General features: G+C 68.6%; 20 protein-coding genes and 1 tRNA gene. 10 read left to right on the forward strand and 11 right to left on the reverse strand.

The genetic code is table 11. The features are described 5' to 3' along the window. Positions 1–122 precede the first annotated feature (122 nt). From tmk to PCA76_RS02340, 6 genes are all read left to right on the forward strand, one after another. Positions 123–2,186: a dTMP kinase gene (gene tmk, locus PCA76_RS02315; RefSeq protein WP_442930233.1), complete on the forward strand. Its 2,064-nt coding sequence runs from the start codon at positions 123–125 to the stop codon at positions 2,184–2,186. Further along, a complete protein-coding gene (locus tag PCA76_RS02320) occupies positions 2,186–3,466 on the forward strand; it encodes a DNA polymerase III subunit delta' (protein ID WP_272614940.1) in 1,281 nt (426 codons plus the stop codon). The genes tmk and PCA76_RS02320 overlap by 1 nt, the downstream gene beginning before the upstream one ends. A gap of 144 nt (positions 3,467–3,610) precedes the next feature. Continuing rightward, positions 3,611–3,940 carry a YbaB/EbfC family nucleoid-associated protein gene (locus PCA76_RS02325; protein WP_007454690.1) on the forward strand — a complete coding sequence of 110 codons (330 nt, stop codon included), beginning with the start codon at positions 3,611–3,613 and terminating at the stop codon, positions 3,938–3,940. A 1-nt stretch (position 3,941) separates the two neighbouring features. After that, positions 3,942–4,247 (forward strand): hypothetical protein, encoded by a 306-nt coding sequence (locus tag PCA76_RS02330; RefSeq protein WP_272614942.1) that lies wholly within the window; start codon positions 3,942–3,944, stop codon positions 4,245–4,247. Next, positions 4,247–4,927 carry a hypothetical protein gene (locus tag PCA76_RS02335; RefSeq protein ID WP_272614943.1) on the forward strand — a complete coding sequence of 227 codons (681 nt, stop codon included), beginning with the start codon at positions 4,247–4,249 and terminating at the stop codon, positions 4,925–4,927. The genes PCA76_RS02330 and PCA76_RS02335 overlap by 1 nt, the downstream gene beginning before the upstream one ends. A gap of 320 nt (positions 4,928–5,247) precedes the next feature. Beyond that, on the forward strand, positions 5,248–6,087 hold the full coding sequence (locus PCA76_RS02340) for a PSP1 domain-containing protein (protein WP_272614944.1): 840 nt from the start codon (positions 5,248–5,250) through the stop codon (positions 6,085–6,087). Positions 6,088–6,237: 150 nt separating this feature from the next. On the opposite strand, the gene PCA76_RS02345 is transcribed toward PCA76_RS02340, so the two are convergent. Further along, the gene (locus tag PCA76_RS02345; RefSeq protein ID WP_272614945.1) at positions 6,238–7,992 is read right to left on the reverse strand and encodes a metallophosphoesterase family protein; all 1,755 of its coding nucleotides are present in this window, start codon (positions 7,990–7,992) and stop codon (positions 6,238–6,240) included. A gap of 145 nt (positions 7,993–8,137) precedes the next feature. Between PCA76_RS02345 and PCA76_RS02350 the strand changes: the two genes are divergently transcribed. Continuing rightward, positions 8,138–8,211: transfer RNA gene (locus PCA76_RS02350), tRNA-Thr, on the forward strand. A 313-nt stretch (positions 8,212–8,524) separates the two neighbouring features. On the opposite strand, the gene PCA76_RS02355 is transcribed toward PCA76_RS02350, so the two are convergent. The 4 genes from PCA76_RS02355 to PCA76_RS02370 all read right to left on the reverse strand — a co-directional run bounded on the left by PCA76_RS02355 (position 8,525) and on the right by PCA76_RS02370 (position 10,059). Beyond that, positions 8,525–8,710 (reverse strand): helix-turn-helix transcriptional regulator, encoded by a 186-nt coding sequence (locus PCA76_RS02355; protein WP_272614946.1) that lies wholly within the window; start codon positions 8,708–8,710, stop codon positions 8,525–8,527. Beyond that, positions 8,707–9,012, reverse strand: a complete 306-nt coding sequence (locus PCA76_RS02360; protein ID WP_272614948.1) for a hypothetical protein — start codon at positions 9,010–9,012, stop codon at positions 8,707–8,709. Before PCA76_RS02360 ends, PCA76_RS02355 begins: the two co-directional genes overlap by 4 nt. Positions 9,013–9,258: 246 nt before the next feature. Continuing rightward, positions 9,259–9,585, reverse strand: coding sequence for a DUF6331 family protein (locus tag PCA76_RS02365; protein ID WP_272614949.1), 327 nt, complete (start codon positions 9,583–9,585; stop codon positions 9,259–9,261). Positions 9,586–9,639: 54 nt separating this feature from the next. After that, the gene (locus PCA76_RS02370; protein WP_272614951.1) at positions 9,640–10,059 is read right to left on the reverse strand and encodes a DUF6086 family protein; all 420 of its coding nucleotides are present in this window, start codon (positions 10,057–10,059) and stop codon (positions 9,640–9,642) included. A gap of 328 nt (positions 10,060–10,387) precedes the next feature. Between PCA76_RS02370 and PCA76_RS02375 the strand changes: the two genes are divergently transcribed. Next, on the forward strand, positions 10,388–11,095 hold the full coding sequence (locus PCA76_RS02375) for a hypothetical protein (protein ID WP_272614952.1): 708 nt from the start codon (positions 10,388–10,390) through the stop codon (positions 11,093–11,095). A gap of 531 nt (positions 11,096–11,626) precedes the next feature. Here the strand turns inward: PCA76_RS02375 and PCA76_RS02380 are convergent. From PCA76_RS02380 to PCA76_RS02395, 4 genes are all read right to left on the reverse strand, one after another. Continuing rightward, the gene (locus tag PCA76_RS02380) at positions 11,627–12,481 is read right to left on the reverse strand and encodes a class I SAM-dependent methyltransferase (RefSeq protein ID WP_272614953.1); all 855 of its coding nucleotides are present in this window, start codon (positions 12,479–12,481) and stop codon (positions 11,627–11,629) included. Further along, on the reverse strand, positions 12,417–13,010 hold the full coding sequence (locus tag PCA76_RS02385; RefSeq protein WP_272614954.1) for a thymidylate synthase: 594 nt from the start codon (positions 13,008–13,010) through the stop codon (positions 12,417–12,419). The genes PCA76_RS02380 and PCA76_RS02385 overlap by 65 nt, the downstream gene beginning before the upstream one ends. A gap of 77 nt (positions 13,011–13,087) precedes the next feature. Beyond that, entirely contained in the window at positions 13,088–14,845 is a 1,758-nt protein-coding gene (locus PCA76_RS02390) for a hypothetical protein (protein ID WP_272614956.1), read from the reverse strand. Between the two features lie 97 nt (positions 14,846–14,942). After that, positions 14,943–15,425 carry a Pycsar system effector family protein gene (locus PCA76_RS02395; RefSeq protein ID WP_272614957.1) on the reverse strand — a complete coding sequence of 161 codons (483 nt, stop codon included), beginning with the start codon at positions 15,423–15,425 and terminating at the stop codon, positions 14,943–14,945. Between the two features lie 209 nt (positions 15,426–15,634). Between PCA76_RS02395 and PCA76_RS02400 the strand changes: the two genes are divergently transcribed. Further along, positions 15,635–16,033 (forward strand): VOC family protein, encoded by a 399-nt coding sequence (locus tag PCA76_RS02400; protein ID WP_272614958.1) that lies wholly within the window; start codon positions 15,635–15,637, stop codon positions 16,031–16,033. Between the two features lie 122 nt (positions 16,034–16,155). Here the strand turns inward: PCA76_RS02400 and PCA76_RS02405 are convergent, their stop codons facing one another. Continuing rightward, positions 16,156–17,013 (reverse strand): patatin-like phospholipase family protein, encoded by an 858-nt coding sequence (locus PCA76_RS02405; protein ID WP_272614961.1) that lies wholly within the window; start codon positions 17,011–17,013, stop codon positions 16,156–16,158. A gap of 138 nt (positions 17,014–17,151) precedes the next feature. Between PCA76_RS02405 and PCA76_RS02410 the strand changes: the two genes are divergently transcribed. Beyond that, positions 17,152–17,709: a DUF4240 domain-containing protein gene (locus tag PCA76_RS02410; RefSeq protein ID WP_272614962.1), complete on the forward strand. Its 558-nt coding sequence runs from the start codon at positions 17,152–17,154 to the stop codon at positions 17,707–17,709. 67 nt (positions 17,710–17,776) lie between these two features. Here the strand turns inward: PCA76_RS02410 and PCA76_RS02415 are convergent, their stop codons facing one another. Then, positions 17,777–18,394 carry a pyridoxamine 5'-phosphate oxidase family protein gene (locus PCA76_RS02415; protein WP_272614963.1) on the reverse strand — a complete coding sequence of 206 codons (618 nt, stop codon included), beginning with the start codon at positions 18,392–18,394 and terminating at the stop codon, positions 17,777–17,779. Positions 18,395–18,475: the final 81 nt, after the last annotated feature.

The raw sequence follows: 18,475 nt of genomic DNA on the forward strand, positions 1-18,475 counted from the left end.
CGCGCTCGGGTGACCAGTCGGGCAACGCCGCCAACCAGTCCAGCACCGGCCAGGTCGATCCGTCCGGCTACGCGGCGATCCGCTCGGTCCTGCGGATCCGGCCGTTCCGGCGGCTCTGGATCGTGCTCGGCGCGGCCTCCTTCGGCGACTGGCTCGGCCTGCTGGCGACCGCTCTCTTCGCCGCCTCGCAGGTGCAGGGCAGCACCGCCCAGGGCGCCGCGTTCGGCGGGGTGACCGCGATCCGGCTGCTGCCCGCGCTGGTTCTCGGCCCGGTGGCGGGCGTCTTCGCCGACCGGTTCGACCGGCGCTGGACGATGGTCATCTGTGACCTGCTGCGCTTCGTGCTCTTCGCGTCCATCCCGCTCTACGCCCTCACCGGCGCCTCGGGCGGCCTGGTCGTCGGCTGGGCGCTGATCGCCACCTTCCTGATCGAGTCGCTCACCCTGCTGTGGATCCCGGCCAAGGAGGCGGCGGTCCCCAACCTGATCCCACGCGCCCGGCTGGAGGCGGCCAACCAGCTCACCCTGATCACCACCTACGGCCTCACCCCGATCGCTGCCGCCATCGGCCTTGCCGTGCTCGACCGTGGTGTCAGAGGTGCTGTCGGCGGCGACCTACCCTCCTGGGCCGAGCCGGCTCAGCTCGCACTCTGGATCAACTCCTTCTCTCGGCTCGCCACCGCGCTGGTGGTGGCGTTCGGGATCAAGGAGATCAGCGAGGCGCAGCGCGGTGAGGCGGAGCGTGCCGAGCAGAGCATGTTCCGGCAGTTCTCCGAGGGCTGGAAGTACATCGGCCAGACCCCGCTTGTCCGCGGCCTGGTGCTGGGCATCTTCGGCGCGTTCGCCGGCGGCGGCATCGTGGTCGGCACGGCCAAGTTCTTCGCCAACTCGCTGGGCGCCGGTGACGCCGCGTTCTCGCTGCTCTTCGGTGCGATCTTCGTCGGCCTGGCGCTCGGCATCGGCCTCGGCCCGATGGTGGTCAAGGAGATGTCCCGGCGCCGCTGGTTCGGCATGAGCATCGTGCTGGCCAGCGCCGCCGTGATGACCCTCGCCTTCGCCATCCACCTTTCCATGGCGATCGTCGGCGCGGTGCTGGTCGGCGCCGGCGCCGGAATGGCCTTCCTGGCGGGCACCACCCTGCTCGGTGGGGAGGTGGCCGACGAGGTGCGCGGCCGGGTCTTCGCCGTGGTGCAGATCGGCACCCGACTGGTGCTGATCCTGGCCATCGGGCTGAGCAGCCTGCTGGTCGGTGTCGGTGGCTCGCGCAAGCTGGAGATCGCCGACCTGGGCATTTCCATCTCGTCGACCCGACTGCTGCTGCTCGCCGCCGGTGCCGCCGGCATCTTCGCCGGGATCAGCGCGTTCGGCCAGATGGACGACAAGAAGGGTGTCCCCGTCCTCGCCGACCTCTGGGGCTCCATCCGGGGCCGTCCGCTGATGCCCTCCGAGCCGTTCGTCTCCGCCGGGCTCTTCGTGGTCTTCGAGGGCGGCGAGGGTGCCGGCAAGTCGACCCAGCTGGCCGCGCTCGCCGAGCGCCTGCGCGGCCAGGGGTGCGACGTCGTGGTCACCCGCGAGCCGGGGGCGACCGCGGTCGGTCAGCGGATCCGGTCGCTGGTGTTGGACACCTCCGGCGACGAGGCGCCGTCCCCACGGGCCGAGGCGTTGCTCTACGCCGCCGACCGGGCGCACCACGTGGCCGCCGTGGTCCGGCCCGCGCTGGTCCGGGGTGGTGTCGTGATCAGCGACCGGTACGTCGACTCGTCCCTGGCATACCAGGGCGCCGGCCGGACGCTGCCCGTCGACGAGGTTTCCTGGCTCTCCTCCTGGGCCACCGGTGGGCTCAAGCCCGACCTGGTGGTGCTGCTGGACGTCGAGCCGCACACCGGCCTGTCCCGGGTGGCCTCGCGCAACGCCGGCACCGACCGGCTGGAGGCCGAGTCGATCGCCTTCCACGAGCGCGTCCGGTACGCGTTCCTCGACCTCGCCGCCGCCGACCCGAAGCGGTACCTGGTCCTCGACGCGTCCCGATCGACCGACGAGATCACCCGGCAGGTGGTCCGGCGGGTCGACGAGATGCTCGGCAAGCCGGGAGGCATCGTGCACCCTCGGCCGGCGCAGGGCCCGGACACCTCGGTGCAGCCTGAGTTATCCGACGCGGAGCTTGTGACGATGGAGCACAAAACCTGATGACGGACGTCTTCGCCGACCTGGTCGGTCAGGACGAGGCGGTGACCGAGCTGCGCCGGGCCGCCGCCGCTGCGGCTGCCGTGCTGCGCGCTGGCGCGGCCGACCGGGCACCCGCGCTGATCGCCGCCGGCCCGGCCGGCGACGCCGAGTCCGCGTCCACGGCCGGCGCCGCCGCGCCCGGCGGGGTGGATCCGTCCGCCGGAATGACGCACGCCTGGATCTTCACGGGGCCGCCCGGCTCCGGCCGTTCGGTCGCCGCACGGGCGTTCGCCGCCGCCCTGCAGTGCGTGCACGGCACCGGCTGTGGTGAGTGCCCCGGCTGCCGTACCACGCTGGGCGGCACCCACGCCGACGTCCGACTGGTGGTGCCGGAAGGGCTCTCCATCGGCGTCGGCGAGATGCGCGCGCTGGTGCTCCGTGCGGCCAGCACCCCGTCCGGCGGGCGCTGGCAGGTGGTGGTCATCGAGGACGCCGACCGGCTCACCGAGGCGGCCGGCAACGCGCTGCTCAAGGCGATCGAGGAGCCTCCACCGCGTACCGTCTTCCTGCTCTGCGCCCCGTCCACCCACCCGGACGACATCTCGGTGACCATCCGGTCGCGTTGTCGGGTCGTACCCCTGCGGCAGCCGCCGGCCGCCGCGGTGGCCGAGGTGCTGGTTCGTCGCGACGGCATCGCGCCCGACGTGGCGCAGTGGGCGGCGGCGGCCGCGCAGGGGCACGTGGGTCGGGCCCGCAGGCTGGCCCGCGACCCGGAGGCCCGCAAGCGGCGTGAGGCGGTGCTCGCGGTGCCACGCCGGTTGACCGGTGTCGGGGCGGCGTTCGACGCGGCGTCCGCGCTGATCGAGGCAGCCGAGGCGGAGGCCGAGGCGTCAGTTACCGACGCCGACACGGCTGAGCGGACGGCACTGGAGACCGCGCTCGGCGCGGGCGGCACCGGTCGGGGCGCGGCTGGCGCGATACGGGGTGCTGCCGGGCAGCTCAAGGAGCTGGAGAAGCGGCAGAAGTCCCGGGCCACCCGGGCCCAGCGGGACGCGCTGGACCGGGCGCTGGTCGACCTGGCGGGCTTCTACCGGGATGCGCTCACCATGGCGCTGCGCGCGCCCGTCGCCCCGGTGCACACCGACACCGCCGCACTGGCCGGCGCTGGTGCCCAGAAGTGGGACGCCGAGGGGTCACTGCGTCGGCTGGAGTCCGTGCTCGCCTGCCGTGCGGCGATCGAGGCGAACGTCAAGCCGCGGATCGCGGTCGAGGCGATGATGCTCGCCCTCTGGAAGGGCTGACCCGCTCTCCTCGGCCGTGGTCCCGCTAGCCGGACCGGTCATCCACAGGCATCGACACGCGCATTTACTGTGCGGTACGGTCCGGTGTGCCGTGGTGACGGTGACAGCACGCTGAGTGAGGGATCACCCGGGAGGAGTCGGCCGATGCCGCGGGGGGAGATCGACGAAGCCTGGATCGAGGAGGCGGTGCGGCGCTACCGCCGGATCGAGTCGCTCCAGGCCGAGTTCGACCAGGCGGTGTCGACCGTCGAGGTGACCGTCCGGTCGCCGGACGGTCTGGTCGAGGTGGTGGTCACCGCCGGTGGGCGGATCACCGACGTCCGGTTCCTCGGGCCGCTGCACACCCGCAGCCCACGGGACGTGGCTGGCTCCGTGCAGGCCGCGGTCACCGCGGCGGCCGACGCCGCCGAGTGGGCTCGGGAGAAGCTGCACAACGAGACGTTCGCCGCCTACCGACCGCTCGCGGGGGCCTGAGATGGACACACTGCGCGCGCTCTCCGCTCGGCTGGACGAAGCGGGCGCCACGCTCATCGCCGTTTCCCGCACCGTCACTGCCAGCGATCCGGCCCAGGCCGCGTTCGGTGTCGACACCCCCGGCCGTCCCGGCGAGATCGGTCGCGCGCTGCACCGACAGTGGACGACCGCCACCGACGACCGGGCCCGGGAGGCCCGCGCCGCCGCCGGTCGGCTGGCCGCCGCAGCCTCGGCGGTGCGGGAAGCCGCCGACCGCTATGCCGAGGTCGACCAGGCGGCCCGCCGCAGGCTCGCCGGAGAGCCGTGATGGACGCGCTGGACCGGCTCGCCGAGCCCGGCCTCAATCTGCTGCGCCGGGTGGACGCACTGATCGCCGCTGGCGTCCCGGAGGGGCACCGGGTCTGGCCGCTGCTGCGCCGGATGCAGGTGCTGCCGGGCGACGCGGTCCGCGGCTTCCTCGACCTTCACCCCGCGCCGCTCGCCGGCGCCGGGCACGCGGTGCGCCGGCTGGTCCGCGGGTACGACGACGTCTCCGCCACGCTCACCGACTCGGTGCTCTGGTCCGGCCCGGCCGCCACGGCGTACGGGCAGCAGCGGGCGGCGCTGCTTCGCCACCTCGACGAGGGGCCGGACAGCCTGGTCGGGCGGCTGGAATCCACCGCGGGTTACGCGGACGCGCTCGCCGACTGGGTGGAGGGCAGCCGTCTCGCTCTGGCCCGGACGTTGGCCGACGTGCTCCGCTCGGCCGAGGCGGTCGCCGTGGTCGCCGCCACCGCCACAGGGGTGTCGACCCGCCCCGGGCCGGTCGGGCCGGGTGTGGCCGACGCGGCTGAGATCGCCGCGCGGGTGCTGGCGGTGCTCTGCGTCGCGTACGACGGTGCGGAGACGCTGCTGCGTCAGTGGGCGCCGAGCCTCGCCGAGATGGCGTGGCGGCCGCCGACGGACGGGCGGCCCCGCTACGACCAGCCCACCCGGGTCGGCTGGTAGCCGGTCCAAGCGTCTTTTCGGTCGCGGCGGCCGAGCCGCGGACAGGCCACGGCGTCGCTCGCGGGCACCCGACCGTGGCCGGCACCCACGGCGACGCCGTGGTCTTCCCCCTGCACCCCCGCAGGTCTGCCTCCACTCAACGCCGCCCGAACGCGTTTTGTCTCCTCCCCGGGGCCGGATTCAACCGTCCGGGCGAGGAGCAATGGCACGACGGGCCGCCCGGCAATCGGTCAAGTCGACGGTCATGAATGGCAGCGGGGCGTAATCGTCTGACGACCGCCGCCGCACCCCTTGGCGGTCGACCGTCGTAGGGTGGGGGGATGGGCATGCTCTGCGCGGTCAGCTTCAACCGGTACGGGCGCCTCTACTACCTCGACCCCGGTGAATTGCGTCCGCAGGTGGGCGACAAGGTGTTGGTGCCCACCGACGACGGGCCCGAGGTGGCGGAGTGCGTGTGGGCCGCGCAGTGGGTGACCGAGGAGACCGACGGCTTCCCCCGGGTTGTGGGGCTGGCCGGCGACGACGACCTACGCCGGGACGAGGCGCTGCGTCGCCGCAAGGCCGAGGCCAAGGTGGCCGCGAAACGGCTGATCCGCTCGCATGGCCTGCCGATGAAGGTGGTGGCCGTCGACCATGTGCTCGGCTCCGCCGAGGGCGGCGGTGAGCGCAGCACCGTGTACTTCACCGCCCCGCACCGGGTGGACTTCCGTTCCCTGGTCCGTGACCTGGGTGCCACCCTGCACTGTCGGGTCGAGCTGCGCCAGCTCTCCGCACGTGACTCGGCGCGGGTGCAGGGCGGCATCGGCTCCTGCGGCCGGGACCTGTGCTGCGCGACGTTCCTCAACGACTTCGAACCGGTGACCATCCGGATGGCGAAGGACCAGGACCTTCCGCTGAACCCGCTGCGCATCTCCGGCGCGTGCGGCCGGTTGATGTGCTGCCTGAAGTACGAGCACCCGCTGTATCAGCGCTTCCAGGAGACCGCCCCGGCGGTCGGCAGCCGGGTCACCACGCCGGAGGGCGACGGCCGGGTCGTCGGCCACAGCGTCCCCCGCGACGCGGTGACGGTAAGGCTCGACGCCGACGGCTCCCGCTGCTCCTGCTCCCGCGCCTCCGTCTGCGCCCCCCGCCAAGCCCACGACCAGCACTACACCCCCTAAACCCGCCCACCCCTCCCCTCCCGCCCCCGGACCCGACCCCGCCCCGTTGATCATGAAGTTATTGCCATCCCGGCCGGCGTGTCGGGACAATAACTTCATGATCAACGGGGAGAGGCGGGGCTTGGGGATTGAGGGTTGGGGTTGGGGGGGTTAGTGCAGGACTGTGGGGGGTTCGGCTAGGTGGGGGGTCAGGGGGGTTTTGGGGAGTAGCCAGCTTGTGGTGGGGGACTGGTTCTGGCTCACCTGCCAGTCGCGGGACACCCGGTCTACCGCGATCGGGTAGATGGTCAGCGTTCCGTCCGGGTCGATGCGCAGCCGCAGGAACGACTTGGAGTCCTCAATGCCCTGGCCGGCGAAGAGCTCGTTGACGTTCACCCCGAACGAACCCGCCACCAGCAGGTACGCCGCCACCAGCTGGCTGGCGACCAGACCGATCACCGGGCCGTAGAGCACCGCTGCGGCGACCGCAGGCAGTGGCCACGGCCAGTGGTAGAACGGCAGCGCCAACCACGCCCAGGTGCCGGCCGCAGCCAGGGCCACATGGGCCACGCCGTGGCCGACGCCGAGGATCCAGTGCCGTGCGTGACGCTTGCCGCTCGCGCTGGGTGGCTTGGCGAACAGGGCCGCTGCCAGCACCGTCACGAGCACCATCAGCACCAGCGGGACGCTGAACAGCCGCTGGTTGGTGCTGTCGGACCAGTTCGCCGTCGCACCCGCCATGGCCAGCATCAGCAGGGTGTGCAGAGTGCCGAGCAGGGTCGTGAAGCCGGGATTGCGGAACGGCAGCCGGGCGAAGATGCCCCAGCCGTAGCGACGGGAGCGGGCCGCGTCCGGATAGCGGGCCACCAGGTCGTACGGCTGGGCGGAGCTGGCCCGCCGGGTCAGCGTGTCCCGCGGCGGCACCTCGATGCGCTCCGGCAGCTTGTGGGTGGGGTAGAGGTACGCGCCGCCGCCGCCGCAGGTGATCAGTTGCCGGTCCGGCCCGGAGTAACGGGCGTAGTGGTGCAGGTCGCCGGAGAGCAACAGCCGCACCTGCGCGCCGGTCGGGTCGATGATCGTCCGGATGAAGTAGTCGATCGAGTCGTACGCCGCGGGGTTGTCGGCAGCCTTGACCCAGGTCGGCGCTGGCGCCGCGATGACCACCTTCGACTCCGGGCCGAGCCGCCGGGCCACCTCGTCGAAGTAGGCCAGCTGCGGGTCGTCCAGGTACGAGCCGGACTGGTCGTCCACGCCGAGCAGCCACCACCCGGCCGGCAGTTCCACCGCGAAGTACGACCGTGACTGCCCGGTGCCCCACCCGGCGAAGTTGCGGTCCCGGGAGCGGACGAACAACCGCAGGAAGGCGGTCAGGCCGTCGTACCAGTCGTGGTTGCCCGGCACCGCGAAGAGCGTGGGTTTCTCGGGCGGCGCCACCGGCAGTGCGGCCTGGTAGGGGCCCTTGCACCGGTCTTCGTACGAGGCGTAGGCCGCCGACGGGTAGACCTGGTCGCCGCCCATCACCAGGGTCTGCGCCCGGGGCAGCCGGTGCCCGTCCACCGTCAGCTCCGGCTGCGCCAGCAGGTACGCCACCGAGTACGTGGCGTTGAAGCCGTCACCCAGGTCGGCCACGTAGTCGAGCCACAGCCCGCCGTCCGGCCCGACCTGGCGGAAGACGCCGTCGCCGAACGCGTTCTGCAACTCGCGCTTGTCCAGGTACGCCCCGAAGAGCATCGCCAGCAGCGTCCGGATGCCGGTGCTGATCAGCAGGAACGGCGCCAGCCACGGCACCGGCTTGCGCGGCGTGAAGCCCAACTCCAGGGGGTCGGTGCTGCGCGGCCGGCGGGCGGCGCGTTCGCTGGACGGTGCACGGTCAGGACGTTCGTTCGCCTCGTCCTGGCGGTCGGGGTCGTCGCGTTCGTCGCTCACCCGCCGCAGCGTAGTCCCGCACCCGATCATCCGCTGTCCGGTAAACGTCCAGATGGCGGCCGATGTCCGGTTGGGGGTAAGAGGGCCGGGAGGGGGTATCCCGTTCGGTCGGGGGACCGTGGGTGCCGTACACTTGCTGATCGTTGCCGCCTTAGCTCAGTCGGCTAGAGCGACGCACTCGTAATGCGTAGGTCGACGGTTCGATTCCGTCAGGCGGCTCGGTACAGAAGCCCAGGTCATTGGCCTGGGCTTCGCCGTTTCCCAAGGTCCACGACAGCGCCGCCGGACGTGCCAGTCCGCAAATAGTCCGCATCCCGTGCCGCGACCGCCTCGTCCAGCCGCCGCCCAGGCGCCCACGGTCACCCTCGCCCGAGCGGGGTCGATCCAGTCGCCCCGGGTGATGGAAGCCTTGGCCGACGCCTCCCACCGCTCCGCATCCGACTTCCGATCGAAGTGCCGAGCGATCTCCTTACCAGAGGCATCCCGGACCCGTGCCCGCCACTTCCGATTCGCCGCTTCTCGATGCTCACGACTACCCCGCCTGCTTGGCGAGCCACGCCCGCACGTCGGCCGGGTCGTAGCGCAGGTGTCGGCCCACCCGGGACGCCTTGGGTCCGATCCTGCGGTACCGCCACTGATAGAGGGTGCTCACCGGGATGCCGAGGAAGGTCGACACGTCCTCAACCGTCCACAGCGGTTCGATGGTCCGAGTCTTCATGCTGCTCCCCCCTGCGTCGTGACGGTTACCGAAACATCGGGTGGTGCCTGGTTGCGTCTCGCGGCGTCGAGCTGGGCGCGCCATTGGATGCGTTCGGAGATGGCGCGCAGGACCCGGTGCCCGAGCGGAGCGACGTCGGCGTCGGTGGGTTTGGCGAGTTCCCAGGCGTGGCGTTGTTCGCCGCCGGGTGGGGCGGTGTCGGCGTCGGTGGTGACGCCCAGGAGCGCCTTGACCCATTCGCGGCGGTCGGCGCGGTGGTCGGTGAGCGAGGTCGAGGCGGCTGAGGCTTGGCTGAACGCCAACCGAGACGCTCTGACCTACGCCGAAGAGGAAGGTGGCTGCGGCTGCTGCGTCCGGATGTGGAAGTTGGAGGGGCCTACCGAGGTTTTGGTGACGATCCCCTACGAGGTCTCGGCCTCCTCAGACTGGGATACGGCCTAGCCGCTCGGTGGGGTCGGACGGGCGGGTACGCGGCGGGTCGGAGGTCCGGAGCGGGCTGTGCCGCGCCGACACGGGTTCCCGGCGCTTTGTCGGGGTGCCTTGACCGCTCACGACGCATCGCCGGCCGCTAGTCCCGCTTCGAAGGCGGCCAGGAAGTCCAGCAACTGACGCCGGGCGGCGTAGTCGTGCGTGCGGTGGTTCAGGAATGTCGACGTGACGCGGTGCGAGCGGTCCTCGACCACCTCGATCAGCTCGGCGAGTTGAAGCCGAGCCTCGACCACCGCGATTGACCCCACCTGACGGCACCACGCCTCGATAAGGGCGGGATCGGTAGAGACGGCGTCGATCCCGCAGCACTCGCGGATACACTCGACCTCGCAAAAGATGATGCACTTGCTCAGGGGCGATGGTATTTCGACCGACACGTCCGCCATCTCGTCACTCTCACTTGTTCTCGGCCGGTGTACGGACACGATCACGCGATGTGGTCAACGTGGCATGGCCGCGGCGTGCTTGCTGACAAGCTCGTACAGGCGCTCGGGGTCACCCAGAGGGCGGATGCCTCCTGAGCCTACGGAGACGTCCCTCGGGTCCAGCGTGACAGTGGCCCGGAGCGAGGGCACGTTTCGGCCGGCGCGGTCAACCATAACGAGCGCGGTGGCGATGAACCCTTCCAGCATGGACCTGAGGATCGTGTGGCTTGAGGACAGGTACTGCGCGACCAGCGCATCCAGGAAGCCGACGAACACGTCGAGGTCAATCTCATAGTCGTCGGCGCGCATGGGGCCGATCCCGGTCGGTACGTCAACCAGTTCAGCGACCGCCTTGCTGGTACGGACGAACAACTCGGCCACTCGATTGGAAGGGTTCCACAGGACGAGGTCGCCCGCCTGAAAGTACTGACTCATATCCCGATGATCGCGGATCGGTACTCAGACCGTTCGATCCGCCCGTCGGCGCCGCACTGGCATCAGTCCTCATTTAGTCCTCAAGAGGCCGGACCCCGACCACCGGCATTGAGAGATGCCGAGAGAGCGCGCCGAACAGGTGTCAGGGGGCACTCACAGCCGATCTTGTGAGATTCCCAATCTGGCAGTCAGCCCCATCCCCGTCGGTGGGGCACAGGGGCTCCTCGCCTGGCCGTCGGGATGGGGACCGACGCTCCGAGGTCTGCGAGAGCTCCGACCGGCGCTCCTGATCTTGACGTCTGCCGTCCGGGTGTCTGATGGTGACGAGATGACGTCGAGCGTGTGGCTTTACAAGGATGAGGACTTCCGCCCGGGCGCCGAACTCTTCCGCAGCGAGCGGCACTTCGCATTGTGGTCGTACTCGGCGACCCACGGCCAGCTGCTGTTGCGGGCAGACGCAACGCCTGGCGCTGCCCACCGCCTTCGGACGACGACGGAGGTGCTGTTCAAGCCGGTCCACGCGGTGCAGATGCAGGGGGCGTACCGCGGCCTTGTGATCCGGTGCGCGACCGAGGAGGAGGCCGCGCGGATCGACCGGGACATCTCGGACTGGTGCCGCTCGGAGGAAGCCCGCGTGCTCATGCTGGAGAGCGAGGAGGTGACCGGTTACGTCATCACCGGTGCCGTGGGGTGGTGCGAAGGCGTGTTGTCGGACCTGCAGCCGTCGTTCTTCAACAGGTTCAGCGCGTACTACCCGGTGTGGCCGGTCAAGCCGCTCGCCGGAGTCGGCGGTGAGTTCGACATTGCCTCACCGCAGGAGGTGGCGGAGGCGTTCCTCGCCGGTCTGCCGGAGGGTGTACGCCGGGAGCGGCACCGCTACGTGCACCTGCTCACGGCGGTGACCGAGCAGGACGACCGCCGGAGACGGCACAACCTGGGCGTCTTCCTCACCGAGACGGACGCCGAGGAGGCGAAGCGACTGGTCGAGCCGCACGTGGCGAGCTGCTGGATCGAACCCCTCGCGGTGGTGCTGTAGCGCCCACCAGCGGTCCGGGGAAGGTGACGAAACGATTGGCCGCCCGCGCGTGGTCACCCTCGCTCCGGTGACCGTCCTGCACCGTGCGCTTCGACGGTGCGTCTATGTCCGCTTCCCTGCACACTCGCCTGCCTCAGTCCTCATCCAGTCCTCAAGAGGTCGACCTTCGACCGCTGGCGCTGAGAGATGACGAGAGGGGTTTGCGCAGGCCAGCCGGGGTCCAAGCAGGTAGACCGGGGTGGGCAATTTGATCTCGTAATGCGTAGGTCGACGGTCCGATTCCGTCAGGCGGCTCCACTGAACGGCCCAGGTCACCGGCTTGATCGCCGATCATGACCTGGGCCTTTTGCTCGCCGTCGCGAGGCTGAGCAGCCAAGCGAGTAGGTGCAGCACCTCACAGGGGGGCGGTTGGGCGTGTGTCGACGCGTCGTCATCTCCTACGTTGGCTCTCAAAATCGGGCACCATCGCCGTCGGGTCGACCGCGATGTCACCTAGGACACAGGCAACACCGTCGGACGGCAATGCACTGCTCAGCTCGTTTCCCTGCGTTGGGGGCGGCACCTGCCGAGCAGGAACCGAGGAAACTCCCAGGCGATTGGATACGCACCTTCGACGCCCTGGTCGGGGTACGGCTCAATCAACTCCTCGACCACCAGACCGGCGAGGGTAAAGGCTTCGAAGTAGCTCTGCAGGGGCCGATGCGTGTGGGAGGTGGTCACAACAGTGTCAGGGGCCAAAGAAGTACGGAACGGTGCCTCGATCCAGGTCTCCTTGTTGTAGCGGAACCATGGTGCCTTTTCGTACTTCCAGTAACGCGGCCAGAAACATGGATGGGGCACTGCAAAGACAAATGCACCAGTGGGTGACAGGACGCGTGCGCAGGCATCCAACACCGACGACAGGGAGCTGACATTCTGCAGCAGCATGTTGGCGATGATGAGATCAAACGGCTGAAGCTCCTTGGCTGCGACGTATGCCTCGACGCTCATGCAGTGGAATTCCACGTTATCGACCACCGGCCGGTTCGCCTGAGCGATCTCGATGCTTGAGGCACTGGGGTCGACGCCGGTGATCTGACTCTTTGGGTGGTCGCGTGCCAGCTCAGAAGCGAACTTGCCGGTGCCGCATCCGGCATCGAGGATGCGGTGGTTCGGCTTGAGCCACTCCGTGCTGAGTTGAAGCAGGGCGGGAAGGAGGATGTAGTGGTAGCTCAGGTCCCGACCCTCGGCGATCAGTTGGTCGCGGCCTGCGGCGACCTGATCCCACTCGGCCGCGAGTTGCTCGTCCGTCCGGGCCTGCACCGGCCGGGGAGACCGTCGCCTATTCATCGTCTCTAACCCCAGCACCGGCCCCTCGGCGGACGGATACGAGGTGGCGCGCGGCATCCCAGTCTCCTTCGTAGACGTGCGCCGACATGATGTGCAGGGTCAAAGGCCCCGGTGGAACGCCGAGCGCGTGGGCAACCTCGGCTTGGATGCGACGCAGCGCTGCTGCGTTCCCCGGCTGGCTCGCAAAGACGTTCTGACTGCGGAAGATCGCAGTGAGGTACAGGCGGCCGGATCGCAGCTTGCAGTCGACCAGAGAGATACAACTGAGCATCTCATCTCCAGGGCTGTGGAAGCCGATTGTTGCGGACTTCGCCTCGGGACGGAGTTTAAGTCGCCGGGTCAACCACGCGAGCTGGTTGATCCCGGCGTGGTCTCGGAACAGCTTTCCGTAGCTCACCTTGTACATCGGAAGCACGGACAGGGAAGCGTATTTGTCGATCATGAGCTTCAGGCGAGCCGGGTCCGCGCCTACCTCGAGCAGGTGTTCGTCCGCGCAGCTCTCCGCAGACAGCGACACGTTAAGCAGTTCTTTCAACGCGACCTCGTTGTCGTGCGTCTCGTGACCTTGCCGGAGAACGAGCTCCACGCAGGCCAGCCAGGCGTCAGCGAGCCGACCAAACGTACCGAGATTGGTAGATGGGACCGGTGGTTGGTCCGAGGCAGTCACGAGGCTTCTTCCCAGTAGCGGCGTACCACGGTACGTACTCCTTCGAACTCCGGTATCCGTCTTGACCAGGTGTAGGCGTCGCTCGCGCCACCGGCTGGTGGCTCATCGCGAGCCTGGTGGATCAAATGGCTCACCAGCCGTACGTGGTGAGCGGCGAAGAACCGCCAGATCGGCAGCGACCGCAACTCCATTACGAGCTCCGTCCCAAAGTAACCGGGGTGTGGCACCTCCGATATGGCGCTGAGATGGTTCAGGAGGTGCTCGAAGTAATAGACGCTCAACCGGTCGCGTCGGTTGGTGACCTCCATGTGTGGCAGCCCGCCCGTGGTTCCCGCGAGATGAAGGAGACTCACCCGCTCCTCGAAAGCCTCGCAAACGGCATCGTCCTCGATCCCGGTGCTGCGCCTGATAGCAGCCATGAGGATCTGCCGGGAAAACGAGTTGTGGTTAGCCAGACGGTTGATGTCGGCTTGGACGCGGCCAACTGTTGCGGAATCAGCGACCACCCGGCTGAACGCGCCATCGCTCGACTGATGCGTCAGATCGAGTAGTTGCCGCAGTGTGAGGCTGAGCCGGCTGACTATGCTTGCCGCGAAGTGCTCGCAGATGGTCACGGGCTCCGTGGGTTGCAGGTCGCGGCGCACCGCGCGGTTGAACCCGTCTGCACCGGAGAATCCCCGGATCAGGCCGAAGGGACTGGTGCCGAGCAGCGCCTCGGCGCGCTCGACGGCGTCGTTCTCGACGTTCTCCAGCGATGCAACGTCGCGTTGCCCGAGCTCGGATTTTCCGTACTGCTGAATCTTCTGATCGATGTAGCCCCGGAAGTGGGTGCGAGGGTTCTGTGTGTTCTCGCCCAGCAGGAAGAGCATGTCTCCGGAGCTGACACAGGGCAGCAACTGCTCAAGAGTTGCCGCCACTTGGCTCGACCGGTAGGGATCCGCGCAGTGGATGACGACCTTGTCGGCTAGCAGCAGTGCCGCCTCTAGGTGCTGCTGAACAGGAGCCTCTGGAAAGCGCCGCCGGTAGAGGGCCGTGTTGTGCACGTCGGTGATCGCCACGTAGAGCGTGGAAGGTGGTAGGTCACGGAGGGTCAAGACCTGTTGGTGTGCATTCTGGACCGCGCTGGAACGGCTGCCCGACGCCCCTATCGGGGCCGTCGCGGGCACCTCGATTGCCGGCTTGACCCAGACGACGGTGTTGGTCTCTTTGACCTTGATGATGACTGGGGCGTAGTCATCAGGGTCCAAGGCGCCGTAACCGGGCTGGACGATTTTCTGGAAGAAATCGTGGGAAATGGCGAGGATGACATCCCCGCTCATTGTCCTCAAGGCATCCCGAATGACATCGTTGTCGATGATGCGGAAAGCGTGGTTGAGTTGCTCGCCGGAGTACCCGCCACGCTCGTCGACGGTCACCTCGCCGTGGTGTACGCCAACCCGCAGTCGGAGCACTGCAGCCGTGCTCGCGCTGCGATTGTGGTGGCGGATGCCCATCTCAATTCCTGGCACGAGGTGGTGCAGGATCGAGGTCTTCGGCAGGTCGGGACGAAATAGCAGCCATTTGCCGTCACCGGTGTCGCCCTCGGCAGAGACGACGTCCCGCTGCGGCATGCCTTTCAACGCACTTCGGAGCAGCGCATCGAGGTCGCGGCGAAGACCGGCTCGGATGGGGTCGGTGCGTGTGGGTGAACCAAATCCTTCAATGTCGATCGTCAGGATCGCATGGTGTTTTGGCTCATATAGTGCATTGGTCACGGGAGGGTCCTCCCCTGTAGAGGGGCCGCTAGACTCAGGACGATCGTATCGACGGTACGTGACCAGCCCACTGCGCAACATGCCCGACCGGGTGGCTTCACAAGATTACGGACAGGCCCGCGATCGCATAGCCGGCTACCGAAAGGACCAGCCCCGCCTGCAAGAGACGGTGCTTGATCCAGTTGACTCGTGCCATCGCGACCAGTTGCCTGGACAGTTGATCAATTTGATTAATGAGCGTGGCGCCGAGGAGTTGCTGTGCCACGTCCTCGGGGTCGCGCCTGCGCAGGTGACCGAAGTAGATTGTCCCCGGGGTGGCGGCAGACGTACGCGTGCCGAGCAGTGGGAAGATGACGGCGATCGTGGTGATAACTGCAAAACCCACGAGTGCGATTGCTGCGCCGTCCGTGATCCGGTGCCAACTGGGCGAATCGGACATCGGGTTGGATAGTCGAGCCAGCAGGGCAGCGACTCCAATCAGGTCGGCCGTCAGCAAGATGGAAGCCTTCGTGTCGACCTTTGCGGTCCAGCTTTCCTGTGCACTGTGGCATCGCCAGGCAAAGTCGACCCGTGCCAGCATGATCGGATCCCCATCTGACATGCTTGCTTTCCCCCTCGCTCACGGCGTCTCCAGTGTGCTGCGGTTCGCATGTAGATCCACGTATTGGTCAGCTGGCCGACAGTCGGATTAACAACGTGATGATCGACAATCTCTGGTAGACCTGAACCGCTGGCCGAGGACCGGGCAATGCTGTGACCGCGCCCCCCGAAATGCTGGAGAGTCTGTTCATGCCGTTCGCGCCTGTGATCATCAGTCTGCCCATCGCCGACCGGCCGACCTCGTACCGCTTCTATCGCGACGGCCTCGGCCTGGAGACGGTAGGGGAGTTGGCCGACGACGGGATTCCGGAGCCGTTGCAGTTTGTGGTCAACGTCGGGCTTCGGCTGATGCTCATCCCGACCGGCGGCTTCGGCTGGGTGATCGGCCCGCACGAGGTCGCCGCGCGCGGCCAGAGCGAGTGCCTGCTCAGCCTCGGCGTCGCCTCTCCGGCCGAGGCGGACGCGATAGTCGAGCGCGCCCGCGCCGCCGGTGCCGAGGTGGTCACCGAGCCGACAGCACAACCCTGGGGGTACGCGGGCACCTTCGCCGACCCCGACGGTCACCTGTGGATGGTGTCCGCCGAGTAGCGGCCCGATCTCGGTGGGATCAGACGTAGATCTTCTTCGCGTACTCCGGGCCGTAGTGCCGTCACGCGCCTGATCGCCGATCATGACCTGGGTGTTCTGCGTGTCGTTGAGCGGCCGGGAGCCTATGAATCGCTGCTCGTCGAAAGTGCGGCGGCCACGCGTGATGCCTCGCGCCGACCCTGGTCCCGGGCGGCGGCCACGAGTGCGGGCACTACGGATCTGTCCATCACGCTCGTCCCCTGTGCTCGCTTCGAGGCCGGGTCCCGCAGCAGGATTTCCACCCGGCGACCCTCGCCCAGTGCGGCTCGCTGCTTCCCGATGCGTGCCCACGGTCCGATGGCGGCGGTGCTCGGTGCGAGGGCGATCACCGGGCCGTTTCCGGGGGCGAGATCGAGATTGAGGGTCGACCGCATGCCCCCATCCATGTAACGGCGACCTTCGATGGTGACCGGAGCGGCGGAGATCGGCATGGCGCAACTCGCGGCGACGGCATCCGGGAGGGGTACGCCGTCGTGTCTGGTGATGATGCGGCTGACGCCCGACTCGGTGTCGACGACGACGATGCGGAGGTCGGCGTCTTTCCAGGTGTGGTCCGGCAGTCGGGCCTCAGCTATCCGGCGCTGCCGCGACGGGTCGTCGATGCGCGAGGCGAGAGCGAGTTGACCGAGGCGGCGGGCGGCTTGCTCCGGGCCGCGAGTGAACAGTTGCGCCCGCGCGAGCCGGAGGAGGTCGAGGAAGCCCAGCGCGGCCGAGGTCTCGTGGGCGACGCCTCGGCGCTGGCGTTCGAAGAGCTCCGCCAGTGGCGTCCCGCTGGCGATCTGGGCACCCACGACGGCACCGGAACTTGTGCCGATGAGGACCGCCGCCGGAGCCACGGTCACTCCCTCGTCCGCGAGCCCGGCGAGGATGCCCACCTCCCAGGCGATGCCAGCCACTCCTCCGCCGCCGAGTACCCAGACGGGACGTGCGTCCTCCGCCATCAGTACCTCATTCGGGTCGAATACTGCTAACAGCGTTCGCGGTTTAGGTTATCAGGGGTGGCAGAGGGCCGACAACGGTTGACCTGCCGGTCCGGCGAGCGGTCGGAGAGTGTCGGTGGTGCTGGATACGGTCTGGCGGTGATCGTGACCATCGATGCCCCTGGGACGTTGCCCACCCCCGCCGACGAGGCCCGGCTGTGGGCGCTCATCGAGTCGGCGTGGGCCGAGTTGGGCGCCGAGCCCTTGGCGCTGCGGCAGGCCCTCGTCGAGCGCGACCCCGCCGACGACGACGGCCACGACGAAGACGGCCCGTCCTATGCGATCGACGCCTGGCTGGACGCCTTCCTGGATCGCCTCGGGCACCTGACCGCCGAGCTGACCGGGCAGGAGTTGACCGACCTCGACCGGGTGGTGGAGCGCAAGCTGCACGACATCGATCGGGAGGACATCCACGAGGTGACCGACGGGTCGGACGACGGCTTCCTCTATTGCCGAGGTTTCATCGTCGCCCTCGGCCGGGCTTACTACGAGGCGGTCCGCGCCGATCCCGCCATGGCTCTGCCGGACGCCGACTGCGAGAGCATGTGTTACTTCTTCGCGCACCTGCACAACGACCGGTTCGGCTCCTGGCCGGAGACCGGCTCCGGCATCTCCCGGGAATCGTTCGGCAACCCGGCCGGTTGGTTGTCGGCCTGACCGACGTCATCGTGGAAGGAATCCAGCGACCCCGAACCGGCCCGCCTAGGCACGGGGACCGCCGGAGTCAGACGTAGATCTTCTTGGCGTACTCCGGGCCGTAGTGCCGTTCCAGGTCGTCGAGGCTCTCCACCGGCGCCTCGACCTCCTTGATCAGGCGTGCTCGGGACGGCAGCGCGTCGGGCTGCCAGGTCTCCGGTTGCCACAGCGCGGACCGGAGGAACGCCTTCGCACAGTGGTAGAAGATCTGCTCGATCTCCACCACCACGGCGAGCACCGGTCGGTGACCCTTCACCACCATGTCGTCGAACCAGGGCGCGTCGCTCACCAGTCGGGCTCGCCCGTTGATCCGCAGGGTGTCGGTCCGGCCGGGGATCATGAAGAGCAACCCGATGTGCGGGTTGTCGAGGATGTTGCGGTAGCCGTCGGCCCGCTTGTTGCCTGGCCGCTCGGGCAGCGCGATGGTCGTGTCGTCCAGCACCAGGGTGAAGCCGGCCGGGTCGCCCTTGGGTGAGACGTCGCAGCTGCCGTCCGCGCCGGCCGTGGCCATCAGGCAGAACGGCGATGCGCCGAGCCAGTCGCGGTCCCGCTCGTGCAGGCGGGGGCGTTCCTTGTTGGCGGCCCGCGCGTTCGGCACGCCGAGCAACTCGCGCAACTCCTCGTGCGAGGTGATCTCCACCGTCACGTTGGTCCTCCCTCAGCCGTTGACCCGTTGCGGGCGCCACCATTCGTCAGCCTAGGCCGCCGTGACCAGCGCGAGGTTTGT

It is taken from the genome of Micromonospora sp. LH3U1 (genome assembly GCF_028475105.1).
Classification (GTDB): domain Bacteria; phylum Actinomycetota; class Actinomycetes; order Mycobacteriales; family Micromonosporaceae; genus Micromonospora.

Coding starts and splice junctions, on each gene's coding strand:
- PCA76_RS02320 (WP_272614940.1), top strand. CDS start 2,186: ATGACGGACGTCTTCGCCGACCTGGTCGGTCAGGACGAGGCGGTGACC.
- PCA76_RS02325 (WP_007454690.1), top strand. CDS start 3,611: ATGCCGCGGGGGGAGATCGACGAAGCCTGGATCGAGGAGGCGGTGCGG.
- PCA76_RS02330 (WP_272614942.1), top strand. CDS start 3,942: ATGGACACACTGCGCGCGCTCTCCGCTCGGCTGGACGAAGCGGGCGCC.
- PCA76_RS02335 (WP_272614943.1), top strand. CDS start 4,247: ATGGACGCGCTGGACCGGCTCGCCGAGCCCGGCCTCAATCTGCTGCGC.
- PCA76_RS02340 (WP_272614944.1), top strand. CDS start 5,248: ATGGGCATGCTCTGCGCGGTCAGCTTCAACCGGTACGGGCGCCTCTAC.
- PCA76_RS02355 (WP_272614946.1), bottom strand. CDS start 8,710: ATGAAGACTCGGACCATCGAACCGCTGTGGACGGTTGAGGACGTGTCG.
- PCA76_RS02365 (WP_272614949.1), bottom strand. CDS start 9,585: ATGGCGGACGTGTCGGTCGAAATACCATCGCCCCTGAGCAAGTGCATC.
- PCA76_RS02370 (WP_272614951.1), bottom strand. CDS start 10,059: ATGAGTCAGTACTTTCAGGCGGGCGACCTCGTCCTGTGGAACCCTTCC.
- PCA76_RS02375 (WP_272614952.1), top strand. CDS start 10,388: ATGACGTCGAGCGTGTGGCTTTACAAGGATGAGGACTTCCGCCCGGGC.
- PCA76_RS02380 (WP_272614953.1), bottom strand. CDS start 12,481: ATGCCGCGCGCCACCTCGTATCCGTCCGCCGAGGGGCCGGTGCTGGGG.
- PCA76_RS02395 (WP_272614957.1), bottom strand. CDS start 15,425: ATGCTGGCACGGGTCGACTTTGCCTGGCGATGCCACAGTGCACAGGAA.
- PCA76_RS02400 (WP_272614958.1), top strand. CDS start 15,635: ATGCCGTTCGCGCCTGTGATCATCAGTCTGCCCATCGCCGACCGGCCG.
- PCA76_RS02405 (WP_272614961.1), bottom strand. CDS start 17,013: ATGGCGGAGGACGCACGTCCCGTCTGGGTACTCGGCGGCGGAGGAGTG.